13 protein-coding genes are annotated in these 16,061 nt (G+C 74.0%); 6 read left to right on the forward strand and 7 right to left on the reverse strand.

Features of this window, described 5'->3' with window-relative positions:
- Positions 1-4 precede the first annotated feature (4 nt).
- Positions 5-661: a GTP cyclohydrolase II gene (gene ribA, locus ABZ573_RS20050; protein ID WP_327028726.1), complete on the forward strand. Its 657-nt coding sequence runs from the start codon at positions 5-7 to the stop codon at positions 659-661.
- The gene (locus tag ABZ573_RS20055; RefSeq protein ID WP_151453125.1) at positions 654-1,346 is read left to right on the forward strand and encodes a dihydrofolate reductase family protein; all 693 of its coding nucleotides are present in this window, start codon (positions 654-656) and stop codon (positions 1,344-1,346) included. The genes ribA and ABZ573_RS20055 overlap by 8 nt, the downstream gene beginning before the upstream one ends.
- Here ABZ573_RS20055 and ABZ573_RS20060 read toward each other — a convergent pair.
- Positions 1,313-2,449 carry an FUSC family protein gene (locus tag ABZ573_RS20060; RefSeq protein ID WP_358119777.1) on the reverse strand — a complete coding sequence of 379 codons (1,137 nt, stop codon included), beginning with the start codon at positions 2,447-2,449 and terminating at the stop codon, positions 1,313-1,315. The two genes, ABZ573_RS20055 and ABZ573_RS20060, sit on opposite strands and share 34 nt — an antisense overlap.
- 335 nt (positions 2,450-2,784) lie before the next feature.
- On the opposite strand from ABZ573_RS20060, the gene ABZ573_RS20065 reads away from it, so the two are divergent.
- Both ABZ573_RS20065 and ABZ573_RS20070 read left to right on the forward strand, forming a co-directional pair.
- The gene (locus tag ABZ573_RS20065; protein ID WP_358120030.1) at positions 2,785-7,314 is read left to right on the forward strand and encodes a HAMP domain-containing protein; all 4,530 of its coding nucleotides are present in this window, start codon (positions 2,785-2,787) and stop codon (positions 7,312-7,314) included.
- Positions 7,315-7,535: 221 nt separating this feature from the next.
- Positions 7,536-9,146, forward strand: a complete 1,611-nt coding sequence (locus ABZ573_RS20070) for a hypothetical protein (RefSeq protein ID WP_358119780.1) — start codon at positions 7,536-7,538, stop codon at positions 9,144-9,146.
- A 49-nt stretch (positions 9,147-9,195) separates the two neighbouring features.
- On the opposite strand, the gene ABZ573_RS20075 is transcribed toward ABZ573_RS20070, so the two are convergent.
- The 4 genes from ABZ573_RS20075 to ABZ573_RS20090 all read right to left on the reverse strand — a co-directional run bounded on the left by ABZ573_RS20075 (position 9,196) and on the right by ABZ573_RS20090 (position 12,749).
- The gene (locus ABZ573_RS20075) at positions 9,196-9,762 is read right to left on the reverse strand and encodes a GNAT family N-acetyltransferase (RefSeq protein WP_327028722.1); all 567 of its coding nucleotides are present in this window, start codon (positions 9,760-9,762) and stop codon (positions 9,196-9,198) included.
- 100 nt (positions 9,763-9,862) lie between these two features.
- Complete coding sequence (locus tag ABZ573_RS20080) at positions 9,863-10,702, reverse strand: ABC transporter ATP-binding protein (protein ID WP_358119784.1); 840 nt, start codon at positions 10,700-10,702, stop codon at positions 9,863-9,865.
- A 47-nt stretch (positions 10,703-10,749) separates the two neighbouring features.
- Positions 10,750-11,775, reverse strand: a complete 1,026-nt coding sequence (locus tag ABZ573_RS20085) for an iron chelate uptake ABC transporter family permease subunit (RefSeq protein WP_327028720.1) — start codon at positions 11,773-11,775, stop codon at positions 10,750-10,752.
- Positions 11,772-12,749 carry an iron chelate uptake ABC transporter family permease subunit gene (locus ABZ573_RS20090; protein ID WP_327031234.1) on the reverse strand — a complete coding sequence of 326 codons (978 nt, stop codon included), beginning with the start codon at positions 12,747-12,749 and terminating at the stop codon, positions 11,772-11,774. The genes ABZ573_RS20085 and ABZ573_RS20090 overlap by 4 nt, the downstream gene beginning before the upstream one ends.
- A gap of 189 nt (positions 12,750-12,938) precedes the next feature.
- Between ABZ573_RS20090 and ABZ573_RS20095 the strand changes: the two genes are divergently transcribed.
- Together ABZ573_RS20095 and ABZ573_RS20100 are read left to right on the forward strand one after the other, a co-directional pair.
- Complete coding sequence (locus ABZ573_RS20095; RefSeq protein ID WP_327028719.1) at positions 12,939-13,976, forward strand: ABC transporter substrate-binding protein; 1,038 nt, start codon at positions 12,939-12,941, stop codon at positions 13,974-13,976.
- Positions 13,973-14,818, forward strand: a complete 846-nt coding sequence (locus ABZ573_RS20100) for a siderophore-interacting protein (protein ID WP_327028718.1) — start codon at positions 13,973-13,975, stop codon at positions 14,816-14,818. The genes ABZ573_RS20095 and ABZ573_RS20100 overlap by 4 nt, the downstream gene beginning before the upstream one ends.
- Before the next feature lie 64 nt (positions 14,819-14,882).
- Here ABZ573_RS20100 and ABZ573_RS20105 read toward each other — a convergent pair whose 3' ends face one another.
- Both ABZ573_RS20105 and ABZ573_RS20110 read right to left on the reverse strand, forming a co-directional pair.
- Complete coding sequence (locus ABZ573_RS20105) at positions 14,883-15,368, reverse strand: GNAT family N-acetyltransferase (RefSeq protein ID WP_327028717.1); 486 nt, start codon at positions 15,366-15,368, stop codon at positions 14,883-14,885.
- A gap of 92 nt (positions 15,369-15,460) precedes the next feature.
- Positions 15,461-15,958: a DinB family protein gene (locus ABZ573_RS20110; protein ID WP_358119789.1), complete on the reverse strand. Its 498-nt coding sequence runs from the start codon at positions 15,956-15,958 to the stop codon at positions 15,461-15,463.
- Positions 15,959-16,061: the final 103 nt, after the last annotated feature.

Genomic DNA, 16,061 nt, shown 5'->3' on the forward strand with positions numbered 1-16,061 from the left:
CCCGATGTCCGAATCCCCGCCCGCCGCCACGGTCCGTACGCAGGTCACCGTGCCGCTGCGGTTCCCCGACGGATACCTCACCACCGCCCGGGTGTTCTCCTTCGACGGTCTCGTCGACGGCCGGGAGCACCTCGCGTTCGGCCTGGGTGACCGGGCCGGCCCCGTCGACAGGGCCACGGCGCGCCCGTCGCCGCCGCTGGTCCGCCCGCACAGCGAGTGCCTGACCGGGGACGTGTTCGGCAGCCGGCGCTGCGACTGCGGCCCCCAACTGCGCGAGGCGGTCGAACGCATCGCCGACGCCGGCGGCTACCTGCTCTACCTGCGGCAGGAGGGACGCGGCATCGGCCTGTACGCCAAGCTCGACGCGTACGCGTTGCAGGACGCCGGGCTGGACACCTACGAGGCGAACCTGGCGCTGGGCCACCAGCCCGACGAGCGGGACTACACCGTGGCCGCGCAGATGCTCGCCGCTTTGGGCGTGGACCGGGCCGCCCTGCTGAGCAACAACCCGGACAAGGCGGCACAGCTTCAGCGGCTCGGGGTGACGGTCACCGCGCGCGTACCCACCGGGGTGCACCTGTCCCCGGCGAACGCCGGCTACCTGGCGGCGAAGGCCGGGCGTGGCGGGCACGCCCTCGACCTGCCCTTCGTCCGTGACTGACCGCCCGTACGTCCTGCTCAGCTGCGCCACGTCGATGGACGGCTACCTCGACGACGCGAGCGGGCAGCGGCTGCTGCTGTCCAACGAGGCCGACCTGGACCGGGTCGACGCGGTCCGGGCGGGCTGCGACGCGATCCTGGTCGGCGCGGGCACGGTCCGCCGCGACGACCCGCGTCTGCTGGTCCGTTCCGCGCGGCGGCGCGCCGAACGGGTCGCGCGGGGCCTGCCCGCCTCCCCGACCAAGGTGACGGTGACCGGCTGCGGCGACCTGGACCCGACGGCCCGCTTCTTCACCACCGGCGACGCCGACCGGATCGTCTACTGTGCCACCCCGGCCGTGGCGAAGACGGGGGAGCGGCTGGCGGGCCGGGCCACCGTGGTGGACGCGGGCGAGCCGGTGGACCCGGCGTGGCTGCTGGCGGACCTGGCCGGCCGGGGCGTGGACCGGCTGATGGTGGAGGGCGGGGCGAGCGTGCTCGGGCAGTTCCTCACCGCGGGCCTCGCCGACGAGCTGCACCTGGTCCTGGCCCCGTTCTTCGTCGGTGACGGGCGGGCGCCCCGGTTCGTCGGCGACGGGAGCTTCCCCTGGCATCCCGGTCGCCGGGCGCGGGTGGCGGAGACCCGCCAGATCGGCGACGTCGTGCTGGTCCGCTACGCGCTCTCGGAGCGCTGCGACGCCACCTGAGCGGGCACCACCCCGAGCGCCTCGTCCACCCGCTCCAGCACGGCGACGTCGTCGTGGCCGACCCCGCGCAGCAGGTCGATGGCGGTCGCCCGGATCTGGCCGACGATCATCGTGACGGGCAGCGCCGGGTCGGACGCGAGCAGCCGGCCGGCGACCCGGACCGCGGTCATGGCCGCCTCGTCGGCCCGGGCGGCGTGCCGGGCGGCGTCCTCGCCGGTCAGGTCCGTCGCGACGGCCTCGCCAGCGGCGCGTACGGCGGCGGCCAGGGCGGGGATCGCGTCGCCCAGTTCCGGCGGCGTGTCGGTGCACAGCCGGGTCAGCGTCACCCCGGCGCGGGCCAGGACCCGGACGTTGCGCACGGCGTAGTCCAGCTGCCGGGCGGTCGCCTCCACCTCCCGTACCTGCCCGACGTGCCGCCGCCGGCGGACCCGGAACCGCAGCGTCTCCCCGGTGGCCCGGACCGCCGTGCGCAGCCGGTCCACGCAGTCGTCCAGTTCCCGGGCCCGGTCCAGCGCGGTCCGGGCGACGGTCTCGTCGCAGCGGGCGAGCGCGTCGTCGAGCGCGTCGAGCACCTCGGCGAGGTCGGCGAAGCTCTGCCGGGCCTCCTGCACCAGCGGGGCGAGGGGGTCGCGGGCCGCCAGGAGTTGGCTCGCGGCCAGCGCGACCACGCCGCCGATCAGCGCGTCGACGAATCGGAAGGGCATCAGCGTGCCGCTGGGCGCGGCGACCGCCACCAGGTACATCGCGGAGACCGCCGCCTGCACCACGAGGGTGGTGCGCGCCCCGATCGCCACCATCAGGCCGGTGGTCAGCAGCAGCACCAGGAAGACGGTGCCGGTGCCGGGGCCGAGCGTGTACACCAGCAGCTCGGCGACGAGCACCCCGGCCGCGACCCCGAGCAGGATCTCCACCGTCTGCCGGACCCGCCGCCCCCGTGCCTCGCCGAGGACGACCAGCGCGGCCGTGGGCGCGAAGAACGGGTCCGGGTGGCCGATCACCCGCGCGGCGAGCATCCAGGCGACGGTCGCGGCAAGGGTCAGCTCGACCACGGTCATGCCGTCGGCGCGGATCCGCCCGCGCGCGCCCCGCCACCACTGTCGCACCGTCGGCACTCCTTTTCCGGCGGGGCGCGCGCTCCACACCGGACCCGCTCGCCGGGCCGGCGTCGAGGACCGCCCCGGCGAGTCCCCCGTTCCGGTCGGACCGGTTCGAGCGTCGCCTCTACCCGCGCCGCGCCCCTGGTAACCGTGCTGGTGCGCAGCCGCCGGACGGCCGGCGCCGCGGGGTGCCGGCCGGCGCGCGTGCGGCGACCGGGCTGTGCATACTTGCGCGGTCGATGTTGTGCCGGCGGGCAGGCCCCCGGCTGCTGCGCGAGGTGGTTGTGGTGGTCGAGAAGACGGCGTCGCGGCGCAACCCGGCGACCGGAGGGGCCGCGGCGATGGCCGATCCGGGGCTCCGGCAGCTGCTGGCCGGCCTGACGGCGGTACGCGACGGTGACTTCGGCACCCGGCTGCCGGAGGACGCCGACGGCCTGCTCGGGGAGATCGCCACCGTCTTCAACGGCATGGTCGACCAGTTGTCGCTGTTCACCTCCGAGGTGACCCGGGTGGCCCGGGAGGTGGGCACCGAGGGGCAGCTGGGCGGCCAGGCCGAGGTGCCCGGGGTGTCGGGCACCTGGAAGGACCTCACCGACTCCGTCAACGCCATGGCGGGCAACCTCACCGACCAGGTCCGTGACATCGCCGAGGTGGCCACGGCGGTGGCCCGGGGCGACCTGTCGCAGAAGATCACCGTGGACGTGCGCGGCGAGATCCTGGAGCTGAAGATCACCATCAACACGATGGTGGACCAGTTGTCGTCGTTCGCCGACGAGGTGACGCGGGTGGCCCGGGAGGTCGGCAGCGAGGGCCGCCTCGGCGGCCAGGCCGAGGTGCCCGGCGTGGCCGGCACCTGGCGCGACCTCACCGACTCGGTGAACTTCATGGCCGGCAACCTGACCAGCCAGGTCCGCAACATCGCCCAGGTCACCACGGCGGTGGCCCGGGGCGACCTGTCGCAGAAGATCACCGTCGACGCCCGGGGCGAGATCCTGGAGCTCAAGAGCACCATCAACACGATGGTGGACCAGCTGTCGTCGTTCGCCGACGAGGTGACCCGGGTGGCCCGCGAGGTCGGCACCGACGGGCGGCTCGGCGGTCAGGCCCAGGTCAGCGGCGTGGCCGGCACCTGGCGCGACCTCACCGACTCGGTGAACTCGATGGCGGTCAACCTCACCGACCAGGTGCGCAGCATCGCGCAGGTGGCCACGGCGGTGGCCCGGGGCGACCTGTCGCAGAAGATCACCGTCACCGCGCACGGCGAGATCCTGGAGCTGAAGAACACCATCAACACGATGGTGGACCAACTGTCGTCGTTCGCCGACGAGGTGACGCGGGTCGCCCGCGAGGTGGGCACCGAGGGGCGCCTCGGCGGCCAGGCGGACGTCAAGGGCGTCTCCGGCACCTGGAAGGACCTCACCGAGTCGGTCAACGTCATGGCGGACAACCTCACCGCCCAGGTGCGCAGCATCGCCGAGGTGACCACCGCCGTGGCGAAGGGCGACCTGACGCAGAAGATCCGGGTCGACGCGCGCGGCGAGATCCTGGCGCTGAAGGAGACCATCAACACGATGGTCGACCAGCTCTCCGCGTTCGCCGACGAGGTGACGCGGGTGGCCCGGGAGGTGGGCACCGAGGGCCGCCTCGGCGGCCAGGCCCGGGTGTCCAACGTGGCCGGCACCTGGAAGGACCTCACCGACAACGTCAACGAGATGGCCAACAACCTCACCAACCAGGTGCGCTCGATCGCGCTGGTCGCCACGGCCGTCGCCCAGGGCGACCTGAGTCGGCAGATCACCGTGGAGGCCAAGGGCGAGGTGGCCGTGCTCGCCCAGACCATCAACACGATGGTCGGCACGCTCGGCGCCTTCGCCGACGAGGTGACCCGGGTGGCCCGGGAGGTCGGCACCGAGGGCCGCCTCGGCGGGCAGGCGCGGGTGCCGAACGTGGCCGGCACCTGGAAGGACCTCACCGACAACGTCAACTCGATGGCGAACAACCTCACCGGCCAGGTCCGCAACATCGCCCAGGTCACCACCGCCGTGGCCCAGGGCGACCTGACCAAGAAGATCGACGTCGACGCGCGCGGCGAGATCCTGGAGCTGAAGACCACCATCAACACGATGGTGGACCAGCTGTCGTCGTTCGCGGCGGAGGTGACCCGGGTGGCCCGGGAGGTCGGCAGCGAGGGCCGCCTCGGCGGCCAGGCCGAGGTCGAGGGCGTCTCCGGCACCTGGAAGCGGCTCACCGAGAACGTCAACGAGCTGGCCGGGAACCTCACCCGCCAGGTGCGCGCCATCGCCGAGGTGACCAGCGCGGTGGCCACCGGCGACCTGACCCGCTCCATCACCGTGGACGCCCCCGGCGAGGTCGGCGAGCTGAAGGACAACATCAACTCGATGGTGGAGTCGCTGCGCGAGACCACCCGCACCAACCAGGAACAGGACTGGCTCAAGACCAACCTGGCCCGCATCGCCGGCCTGATGCAGGGCCACCGCGACCTGGACGTGGTCGCCGGTCTGGTGATGAACGAGCTGGCCCCGCTGGTCTCCGCGCAGCTCGGCACGTTCCTGCTGGTGGACGACGGCCCCGGCGGGACCGGCCTGCGGGTCGTCGGCGGGTACGGGCACGACACCTCCGGCCGCCGGTACGCCCTCGGCGACTCGCTCGTCGGGCAGGCCGCGGTGAGCAAGCGGGCCATCGTGGTGGACACCGTGCCGGCCGACTACGTCACCGTCTCCTCCAGCCTCGGCGCCGCCGCCCCGCTGCACCTGGTGGTGCTGCCGATCCTCTTCGAGGACCAGGTGCTCGGCGTCATCGAGCTGGCCAGCATGAGCCGCTTCACCGAGGTGCAACGCGACTTCCTCGACCAGCTGACCGAGACCATCGGCGTCAACGTCAACACCATCGTCGCCAACGCCCGTACCGACGTGCTGCTCACCGAGTCGCAGCGCCTCGCCGCGGAGTTGCAGGCCCGCTCGGAGGAGTTGCAGGCCCGCTCCGAGGAGCTCCAGCGCTCCAACGCCGAGCTGGAGGACAAGGCGGCCCTGCTGGCCCGGCAGAACCACGACATCGAGACGAAGAACTCCGAGATCGAGCAGGCCCGGCAGGAGCTGGAGGCCCGCGCCCAGCAGCTCGCCCTCGCCTCCAAGTACAAGTCGGAGTTCCTCGCGAACATGAGCCACGAGCTGCGTACGCCGCTGAACTCGCTGCTCATCCTCGCCCAGCTGCTCGCGCAGAACCCGAACCGCAACCTGACCGCCAAGCAGGTGGAGTACGCGACGGTCATCCACTCGGCCGGCACGGACCTGCTCCAGCTGATCAACGACATCCTCGACCTGTCCAAGGTGGAGGCCGGGAAGATGGACATCAACCCGGAGACGTTCGAGCTGGCCGCGCTGCGCGACTACGTCGACGCCACCTTCCGGCCGCTGACCACGCCCCGGGGCCTGGAGCTGGAGATCAGCACCGGGCCGGGCGTGCCGACCGAGCTGCACACCGACGAGCAGCGGCTGCGGCAGGTGCTGCGCAACCTGGTCTCCAACGCGGTCAAGTTCACCGAGAAGGGGCGGGTACGGCTGCGCATCGAGCGGGCCGCGCCGGGTGAGTTGCCCGAGGGGCTCGCCCAGACGGACGTCTTCCTCGCGTTCCGGGTGATCGACACCGGCATCGGCATCGCCGAGCAGCACCTGACCGCGATCTTCGACGCCTTCCAGCAGGCCGACGGCACGACCAGCCGGCGGTACGGGGGCACGGGCCTCGGGCTGTCCATCAGCCGGGAGATCGCCCACCTGCTCGGCGGCCGGATCCAGGCGCGCAGCGTGCTCGGCCGGGGCAGCACGTTCACCCTCTACCTGCCCGTCGGGCCGGTGCCCGCCGGGACCGGCGACGCGGCGGTCCCGCACGACCGCCCGACCGGCGCGCTGCCGGCCGCGGGCCGTGCCGGCGCGCTGCCCTGGACGTCGCCGGCCACCCTGCCCTGGACGCCGCCGGCCACGCTGCCGCCGGCCGTGACCCTCCAGCCCGGCGAGGTCCGCCGGATGCTGGTGTTGGAGCGTCACGACAAGGGGCTGCTGACGCTGCTCGCCCAGGGCGTCGCGGCGGACCTGGGCGACGCCCACCCGCCGGTGGAGATCTCCACCGCGGTGGACGTGGCCTCGGCGGTCGAGGCGCTCGCCGCCGGGCGGCACCACGTCCTGGTGCTCCAGCTCGACCTGCCCGACGACGGCGGTACGAACCTGCTGAAGGCGCTGCACGACGATCCGGCGCTGCGCGGGGTGCCCGTGCTGGCGTACCACGGACACCCGCTGCCGTCGGGCTCGCAGGCCCTGTTGCAGGCGTTGACCCACGAGCGGCCGCTGGAGGTCCTGCGCAGCCTGGACGACCTGCGCGAGCGGATCGCCCTGCACCTCACGGCGGTGACGCCGGAGCGGGTGCTGCCGTTCGCCCCGGTGCTGCCCGACGTCCGTCCCGTCGTCGACGCCCTGCCCGGCGACCTGGCCGGGCGCAAGGTGCTGGTGGTGGACGACGACGCGCGCAACGTCTTCGCGCTGACCAACATCCTGGAGCTGCACGGGCTCGACGTGGTGTACGCGGAGAACGGCCGGCAGGGCGTCGAGACGCTGATGCGCCACGACGACATCGACCTCGTGCTGATGGACGTGATGATGCCGGAGATGGACGGCTACGCGGCGACGGCGGCCATCCGCGCCATGCCCCGCTACGCCGACCTGCCGATCATCGCGGTGACCGCGAAGGCCATGCACGGCGATCGGGAGAAGAGCATCTCCTCCGGCGCCAGCGACTACGTCACGAAGCCGGTCGACGCCGCCGACCTGTTGCAGTGCATCCACCGCTGGCTGCACGGCTGAGGCCTCCCGCCGGGCCCCGAGGGCGTACCGCCGGCTGGCATCCGCCCGCTGCCGCCCTTCCGCCCGGGCGGCTCCGCCCCCGTCGCCGGTCCCGGCGGCGGGGGCGAGTCGGATTTCGGCCCGTCGCCAATGCGACTTGCCGCATCCGCGTGGTGACGCCGGGTGCTCCCATGTCTCCCACTGGTCCGCACCGGGCGGGCCGACGGAAACGGAGAGTGCGAGTGGGACCCAACCTGCTGCGCCGCGTCGCCACGGCGACCGTGGCGCTCAGCTGCGCCGTCATCGGGACGGTGGTGGCGGCGACGGGGCCGGCGGTGGCCAGCCCGATCCGCAACAGCACCCCCTGGTCGGTGCTGCTCTGCAAGTTCAGCGACAAGCCGGCGGAGCCCCGGGCGCCGTCGTTCTTCGCCAACTTCCTCACCGACGCCGGCCTCGGCACCTCCGGGGTGGCGGACTACCTGGCCGACCAGTCCGGTGGCCGGGTCTCGCTGGCCGGCTCGGCCGTCCGGGGCTGGTACACGATGCCGTACACCCTGGCGCAGTACCAGTCGATCGACCGCGGCACCCGCATCCAGCGCTGCGTCGACACCGCCGCGGCCAACGGCTACACCGTCCCCGCCGGGCACCGCACCGCCGTCATGCTCAACGACTGGGTCGACTCCGGGGCCGCCGGCGGGCGGGTGCTGCTCGACCCGGGCGCCTGGAACGTCGGCTTCGCCGCCCACGAGATGCTGCACGGCTACAACCTGGGGCACTCGTTCTCCAACGACACCACCTACCAGAACGCGCCGTGGTCCCAGCCGGGGGAGTACGACGACCCGTGGGACGAGATGAGCGCGATGCACATCCACGCCTTCGCCACGGCGAACTACGGCACGAGCGCGGTCGGGCTCAACGCGTTCCACCGCGACGAGCTGGGCTGGCTGCCGAAGAACCGGGTGTTCACCATGGCCGCCGACGGGGTGGGCTCGCGGAGCATCACGTTGGCGCCGCTGGAGGTGCCCTCGGCGAGCGGCCCGCAACTGGTCCGGATCCCGTTCGACCCCGCCGACACATTCCACTACTACACCGTGGAGTTCCGCCGCAAGACCGGCTGGAGCGCCGGCATCCCAGCCGACACGGTCCTGCTGCACGAGGTCCGCAACGGCACGCCCACGCTGCTGCGTACCGGGCCCGGCGGCGGTCCGGCCCAGTCGCTCAACGCCAACGGGGTCCAGATCGGCGTGAACTGGATCTCGGGCAACTCCGCGTCGGTCACCGTCACCACCGACGTGGTGAACCGCTGCCTGCAGGGGTACGTCTGGCGGGAGGCCCGGCCGGGCGACATGGTCTGCGTCACCGGGGCGACCCGCAGCCAGGTGTGGGCGGACAACGCGGCGGCCCCGAGCCGCTGGACCAACGGCGCGTACGGCCCGCACACCTGCATCTCCGGCTACGTGTGGCGGGAGGCGTACGCCGGTGACGACGTCTGCGTGACCGGCGCTCAGCGCACCCAGGCGGCCACGGACAACGCCGCCGCGGCGAGCCGCCGCAACCCGGCGCGCCTGGTCGCCGGGCCGAACACCTGCGTCAGCGGGTACGTCTGGCGCGACGCCGACCAGTCCGACTACGTCTGCGTCACCGGGACGACCCGCTCCCAGGTGCTCGCGGACAACGCCGTCGCCACGAGCCGCTGGGTCAACGGCCCGTACGGCCCGCACACCTGCGTCGCCGGCTACGTGTGGCGCGACGCTTTTCTCGGTGACGACGTCTGCGTCACCGGCACCCAGCGCAGTCAGGCCGCGGCGGACAACGTCGCCGGCCCGGGCCGGGTGCTGCGGCCGGGCGGCTGAGCCCCCGACGCTCCCCGGGTGGGCGACCGCCCGGGGAGCGTCCCGCGTCTCAGGGCCGGCCGGCCTCGAAGGTCTCCCGGTCGAGGAAGAGCAGCCGGGCCCGCTTGCCGTTCACGTCGATCAGCGGGCCGGCGACGAAGCCGGTGCGCCGGAGCCGCTCGACCGCCTTGTCGTTGCGCGCGTCCGGCTCCATCACGACGCGCCGGTGTCGCGGGTCGGCGAAGACGAAGTCGAGGAACACGCGCAACAGGGTGCCGGTGAAGCCCCGCTCGACCGCGCCGGGCGGGCCGATCAGCAGGTGGGCCCCGTGGTCGCCGGGCTGGACCGGGTAGCACTCGCCGACCGGGTCGGCGGCCGGCTCGTAGGTCTGGAACAGCGCCACCGGTGTGCCGTCGCGGTGGGTCAGCCAGGCGTGGTGGGTGGGCAGCGAGTCGAGGTAGCGGTAGATTTCCTCGACCCGGTCGCGGCCGGCGTCGCGCATGCCCCAGAACCGGGCGCGTTCCTGGCTGACCCAGGCGTGGATCAGGTCGGTGTCGGTGTCGGGGTCGACGGGTCGGATCGTCACCCGGCCGAAGCCGTCGACGTCCTGTCGGTAGGTGCTGGCGAGATCACGCATCGTGTGCCACCGTACGGTGATTCCGGTCGATGCGCGAGTAGGTCGACCCGTGGCGCGGCGCGGGCCGGCAGGCGGCCGGCGCCGGCGGCGCGAACGCCCGTCACCCGCCCACCTTGCCTCCGCCGGCGGTGACCGCCGGGGCGCTCGCGGCGGCCCGGCGGCGGGCGGCGGGGACCACCAGCGGGGTACCGGTCTCCGGGTCGTCGATCACGCGGCAGGGCAGCCCGAAGACCTCCTCGACCAGCTCGGCGGTGACCACCTCCCGGGGCGCGCCGGCGGCGACCACCTCCCCCTCGCGCATCGCGATCAGGTGCGTCGCGTAGCGGGCGGCGTGGTTGAGGTCGTGCAGCACCGCCACCAGCGTGCGGCCCTGCTCCTCGTGCAGCCGGGCGCAGAGGTCGAGGATCTCGATCTGGTGGGCGATGTCCAGGTAGGTGGTCGGCTCGTCGAGCAGCAGCAGGGGGGTCTGCTGGGCCAGCGCCATCGCGATCCACACCCGCTGCCGTTGCCCGCCGGAGAGCTCGTCGACGGCCCGGTCGGCCAGGTCGGCGACCCCGGTGGCGGCCATCGACTCGGTGACCACCCGTTCGTCCTCGCGCGACCACTGCCGCAGCAGCCCCTGGTGCGGGTACCGGCCGCGGGCGACGAGTTCGGCCACGCCGATGCCGTCCGGCGCGATGGACGTCTGCGGCAGCAGGCCGAGAGTGCGTGCCACGCTGCGGGCCGGCTGCCGGTGGATGTCCTCGCCGTCGAGCAGGACCGCCCCGGCGGCCGGCTTCAGCAGCCGGGACAGGGCCCGCAGCAGGGTGGACTTGCCGCAGGCGTTGGGGCCGATGATGACCGTGAAGGACCGGTCGGGCACGGCGACGCTCAGGTCCTGCGCGATGGTCCGCCGCTCGTAGGCGAGGGTCATCGCGGTGCCGCTCAGCCGGGACTGCATGCTCGGTGCTCCGTTCTCGTCGTGGGTGGCCCGCCGGCCGCGTCCGGTCACAGTCGGCCGGCCCGGCGCTCGGTGGCCAGCAGCCAGACCAGGTAGGCGCCGCCGAGCACGCCGGTGACGACGCCGACCGGCAGTTGGTGCCCGGGGAAGGCCCGCAGCGCGAGCTGGTCGGCGGCGACCAGGAGAACCGCGCCGACGGCCGCCGAGGGCAGCAGGTTCGGCCCGGGGGCCCGGGTCAGCCGCCGCGCGAGGTGTGGCGCGGTGAGGGCCACGAAGTTCACCGGCCCGGCGGCGGCCGCCGCGAGGGAGACCAGCAGCACCGCCGCCGCGAGCACGACGAGGCGCAGCCGCTCCACGCGTACGCCGAGGGCGGCGGCGGTGTCGTCGCCCATCTCGACCAGCCGCATCGCCGGCCCGTAGCCGGCCAGCATGAGGGGCACCAGCACGCCCAGCGCGATCAGCAGCGGCAGCGCGTTCGACCAGCCGCGACCGTCGAGGCTGCCGGTGAGCCAGAGCACGGCGCGGGCGGCGTCCATCAGCGGGGCCCGGGTGAGCAGCCAGCCGTTGACGCCGGTGAGGATCGCCATGGTGCCGATGCCGACCAGGATCAGCCGGTACCCGTGCACGCCGCGCCGCCAGGACAGCGCGTAGACCAGCGCGCCGGTGACCAGCCCGCCGACCACCGCCGACGAGGCCAGCGCCACGCTGCTGCCGCCGAGCACCACCACGACGAGCGCCCCGGTGGCCGCGCCCTGGGTGAAGCCGAGCATGTCGGGGCTGCCGAGCGGGTTGCGTACGAGGGACTGGAAGACCGCGCCGGCCAACGCCAGCGCGGCGCCGACGCAGAGGGCGGTGACCACCCGGGGGAGCCGTAGCTCGGTGACGATGAACTCCTCGGCCGGGGTGCCCCGGCCGGTGAGGGCGCGCAGCACGTCGGCGGGGCTCATCGGGTAGTCGCCGCTGCCGATGGCGAGCACGCCCAGCGCCAGGGCCAGCAGCACGCAGGTGACGCCGACGGCGACGGCGCGGGGACGCAGCCGCAGGGACAGGCCGCCGGTACGCAGGGTGATCACGGGTGGGCCACCCGTCCGCGCTGCACCAGCCAGAGGAAGAGCGGCCCGCCCGCCACGGCGGTCACGAGCCCGACCTGGAGCTCGCCGGGGCGGCTCAGCACCCGCCCGAGCACGTCGGCGCCGAGCAGCAGCACCGGTGCCAGCACCGCGCAGTACGGCAGCAGCCAGCGCAGGTCCGGCCCGGTGAGCGCACGCACCAGGTGCGGCACCAGCAGCCCGACGAAGACGATCGGCCCGCAGGCGGCGGTGGCGGCGCCGCAGAGCAGCGTGATCGCCAGGATGACCGCGCCCCGGACCAGGGCCGGGCGGGCGCCGAGCGCGCGCGCCGCGTCGTCGCCGAGGGCGAGGGCGTTGAGCGGGCGGGCGACGGCCAGGGCGACCAGCAGGCCCGCCGCCATGAACGGCGCGACCGTGCGGACGGTCGACGGCTCGGCGCTGGCCAGCGAGCCGACCGTCCAGAACCGCAGCCGTTCCAGCGAGGCCGTGTCCACCAGCATCACCGCGCTGACGTACGAGTAGAGGGTGGCGTTGAGCGCCGCGCCGGCCAGCGCCAGCCGGGCGGGGGTGGCCCCGCGCCCGCCGCCGACGGCGTACACGGCGGCGGTGACGGCGGCCGCGCCGAGCAGCGCGAACCACACCTGCCCGCCGACGCCACCGACGCCGAACAGCAGCGCCCCGGTGGCCACCGCCGCCGCCGCGCCGGCGTTGATGCCGAGCAGGCCGGGGTCGGCGAGCGGGTTGCGGGTCAGCGCCTGCATGACCGCGCCGGCGACGCCGAGCGCCGCCCCGGCGAGCAGGCCGAGCAGCGTACGCGGCAGCCGCATGCGGTGCACGACGGCGTACTCGGCGGCGTCGCGGTCCAGCAGGCCCTGCCACACGTCGGTGAGGGGAAGTTGTTTGGCGCCCACGGCGATGCTGAGCACCGCGACGGCCGCGAGCAGCAGCACCGACGCCGCGAGCCCGGCGGCCCGCAGGGCGGCCCGGCCGGGCCGGCGTACGGCCGGCGGTGCCGGCGGCGCGCCGACGCGGGGGGAGAGGGTGGCGGACAGTGTGGGCTCCGATTGGTGCGGAATTCCGAACGGGACTTGACAGCCGTTTAGGTTAGGTTAACCTAACCCCGCTGTCCATGGTCATTCGCCCGACCCTGATCGAAAGACACCGCCATGCCGCATCCCGTGTCCGCCCGCCGCCTCTCCCGCCGGGGCCTGCTCGCCGCCGGTGGCGCCGCCACCCTGGCAGCCCTGCTCGCCGGCTGCGGCGGGGACGAGGAATCCGCCGCCCCGGCCGCCAAGGACTCCGGCGGGCCGTGGTCGTTCACGGACGACCGCAACGAGAAGGTGAGCGCCCCCGCCCGGCCGACCCGGGTGGTCGCCTTCACGGGGGTCGCCGCCGCGCTTGTCGACTTCGGGCTCGACAAGCAGATCGTCGGGGTGTTCGGCGAGACCAAGCGCTCCGACGGCAGCAAGGACCCGCAGGCCGGCGACCTCGACGTCGAGTCCGTGGAGATCCTCGGCAACGTCTGGGGCGAGTTCAACCTGGAGAAGTACGCCGCCCTGCGGCCCGAACTGCTCGTCACCCACATGTACGACCCGGGCGCCTTCTGGTACGTGCCGGACGAGAGCAAGGGCAAGATCCTCCCGCTCGCCCCCACCGTCACCGTGACCACCGCGCGGGTGCCGATGACCAAGCCGATCGAGCGGTACGCGCAGCTCGCCGAGTCCCTCGGCGCCGACCTGTCCGCCAAGAAGGTCACCGACGCCAAGGCCCGCTTCGAGGCCGCCGCCGAGTCGGTCCGCCAGGCGGTCAAGGCCAACCCGGGCATCAAGGTGCTCGCCTGCTCCGGCAGCCCCGACCTGTTCTACGCCTCCAACCCCAAGGTCAGCACCGACCTGATGTACTTCGCCGAGCTGGGCGTCGACATCGTCGTCCCCACCAAGCTGGAGGCCGGCGACTACTTCGAGGCGCTGAGCTGGGAGAACGCGGGCAAGTTCCCGGCCGACCTGCTCCTGCTCGACAACCGCGCCTCGGCCCTGCAACCCAAGGACATGGCCGCGAAGCCGACCTGGCAGCAGCTGCCGGCGGTCAAGGCCAACCAGGTCGCCGCCTGGGACGCGGTGCCCCGCTTCTCGTACGCCGGCGCCGCGCCGCTGCTGGAGAACCTGGCCGCCGCCATCAAGGGCGCGAAGAAGGTCACGTCGTGACCACCGCCGTCGCCGTGCAGTACCGCCTCTTCGCCGCGCAGGTCGTCGGCGCCCGCCGCGTCGGCGCCTCCCTGGTCCGGGTCACCTTCGGCGGGCCGGAACTGGCCGACTTCGCCGGTGGCGGCCGGGACCAGAGCGTCTCGCTGTTCCTGCCGCACCCCGGTCAGCCCGAGCCGGTGCTCCCCGTCGGGGCCGGGGAGGACTGGTTCGGCGCCTACCGGGCCATGGACCCCGACGTGCGCGCGGTGATGCGCTCGTACACCATCCGGGAGCAGCGCCCCGAGGCGGCCGAGGTGGACATCGACTTCGTCAGCCACGGCGACACCGGCCCCGCCTCCCGCTGGGCCCGGCACGCCCTGCCGGGCGACCGGGTGGTGCTGCTCGGCCCGGCCGTGCACGACAACCGCAGTGTCTGCTTCCGGCCCCCGGTCGGCACGGACTCGGTCCTGCTGGTGGCCGACGAGACCGGGCTGCCGGCCGCCGCCGGGATCCTGGCCTGGCTGCCGCCCGGCACCCCGGTGCGGGCCTGGATCGAGGTCCCCGACGCGGGAGACATCCAGGAACTGCCCACCGAGGCGCGGGCCGAGGTGCGCTGGATCGTGCGCGGCGCCACCGCCCCCGGCAGCACCCTGCTGGCGGACGCGGTGCGCGCCGCCCGGCTGCCGGCCGGCACCCCGTACGCCTGGATCGCCGGCGAGTCCTCGATGGTGCGCTCGGTGCGCCGGCACCTCGTCGGGGAGCGCGGCCTGGACCGCCGCCACGTCACCTTCTCCGGCTACTGGCGCCGGGGCGCCTCCGAGGACAACCTGCGCGCCGAGGCCGTCGCCAAGGCCGCCGTCTGACGATGCCCGCCGCGCGCCGCGTCCCGCCCCGATGGGACGCGGCGCGCGGCGTCCGGCCGGTCGCTCAGAACTCCCGGTACATCACGTGCAGGCCCACCCGGCCGAGGGTGGGATGCCGGAACGCGCCGGGCACCGTGCCCACCACGTCGAACCCCTCCCGCCGGTACAGCTCCACGGCGGTGGCGTTGCTCGCCACCACGGCGTTGAACTGCATGCCGGCGTACCCCCGCTCGCGGGCCCAGTCGACCGCGTGCCGGCACAGCGCGGTGCCCACGCCACGCCCGCGCGCCGCGCGGGCCACCATGAAGCTGGCGGTGGCGACGTGCGCGCCCGGCCCGGGGCGGTTGGTGCCCATCTTCGCGGTGCCCAGCACCGCGTCGCCGTCGACCGCGACCACCGTCCGGCCGGGCGCGGCCTCCACCCACATGTCGTACGCCTGCTCGGCGGTCAGCTCCGGGTCGTAGGGGAAGGTCTCCCGCGCCCGGACCACCTCCTGGACGATCGGCCACACCTGGGCCCAGTCGGACTCGTGGAACTCGCGGATCCGCATCGGCGGATGCTAGGGACGGCCCGGGTGCGGCGGCAAGGCGTTTACCGGCGGGGAGGGTGCGGCCCGGGTCGGCGGGGCGGACGTTGGGCGCACTAACCGTCGACGAGCTGCTCCCGGAGAATGTCCGCGTGCCCACAGTGCTGGGCGAGCTCGCGCAGCACGTGGAGATACACCCACCGCAGCGGAAGCGGGCCCCGCCGGTTCCCGTGCAGGATGTCGTCCAGCCCCAGGGACGACGTCGCGCGGCGTGACGCTTCGCAGGCTTCGCGGTGTGCGTGCTGGACGGTGGCGATCGTGTCGTCGTCATCGAGGATGAACGACTCGTCCGGCGTCGCGGGGATGCCGATCTCAGCGCGCGACCGGCACGTGACGGCTTCGTCGAACCAGACCTTCTCGACGAAGGTCACGTGCTTCACGAGGCCCAGCAGCGTGGTCCGCGAGGCCACCAACGACCGGCGCGCCTGTTCCTCCGTCAGCCCGTCCAGGCAGCCGTTGAGCGCGCCGCGGTGCTCGTCGAGGAACGCCTCGAACTGGGCCCGGGCCGGCTGAGCGACGACCTGGTCGGCGAAGGTGGGCGGGTAGGAGGGCATGGGAGGAGCATTCCAGACCGTCGCCAGGAACGGCCGGCGGACATCGGCGGAGTCGCTCGTCATGGACCGGAGGTCGTGGCGGGTTGTCGTCGGCCGGCGGTCG

It is taken from the genome of Micromonospora sp. NPDC007220 (assembly GCF_040634035.1).
GTDB classification, from domain to species: Bacteria; Actinomycetota; Actinomycetes; order Mycobacteriales; family Micromonosporaceae; genus Micromonospora; species Micromonospora reichwaldensis.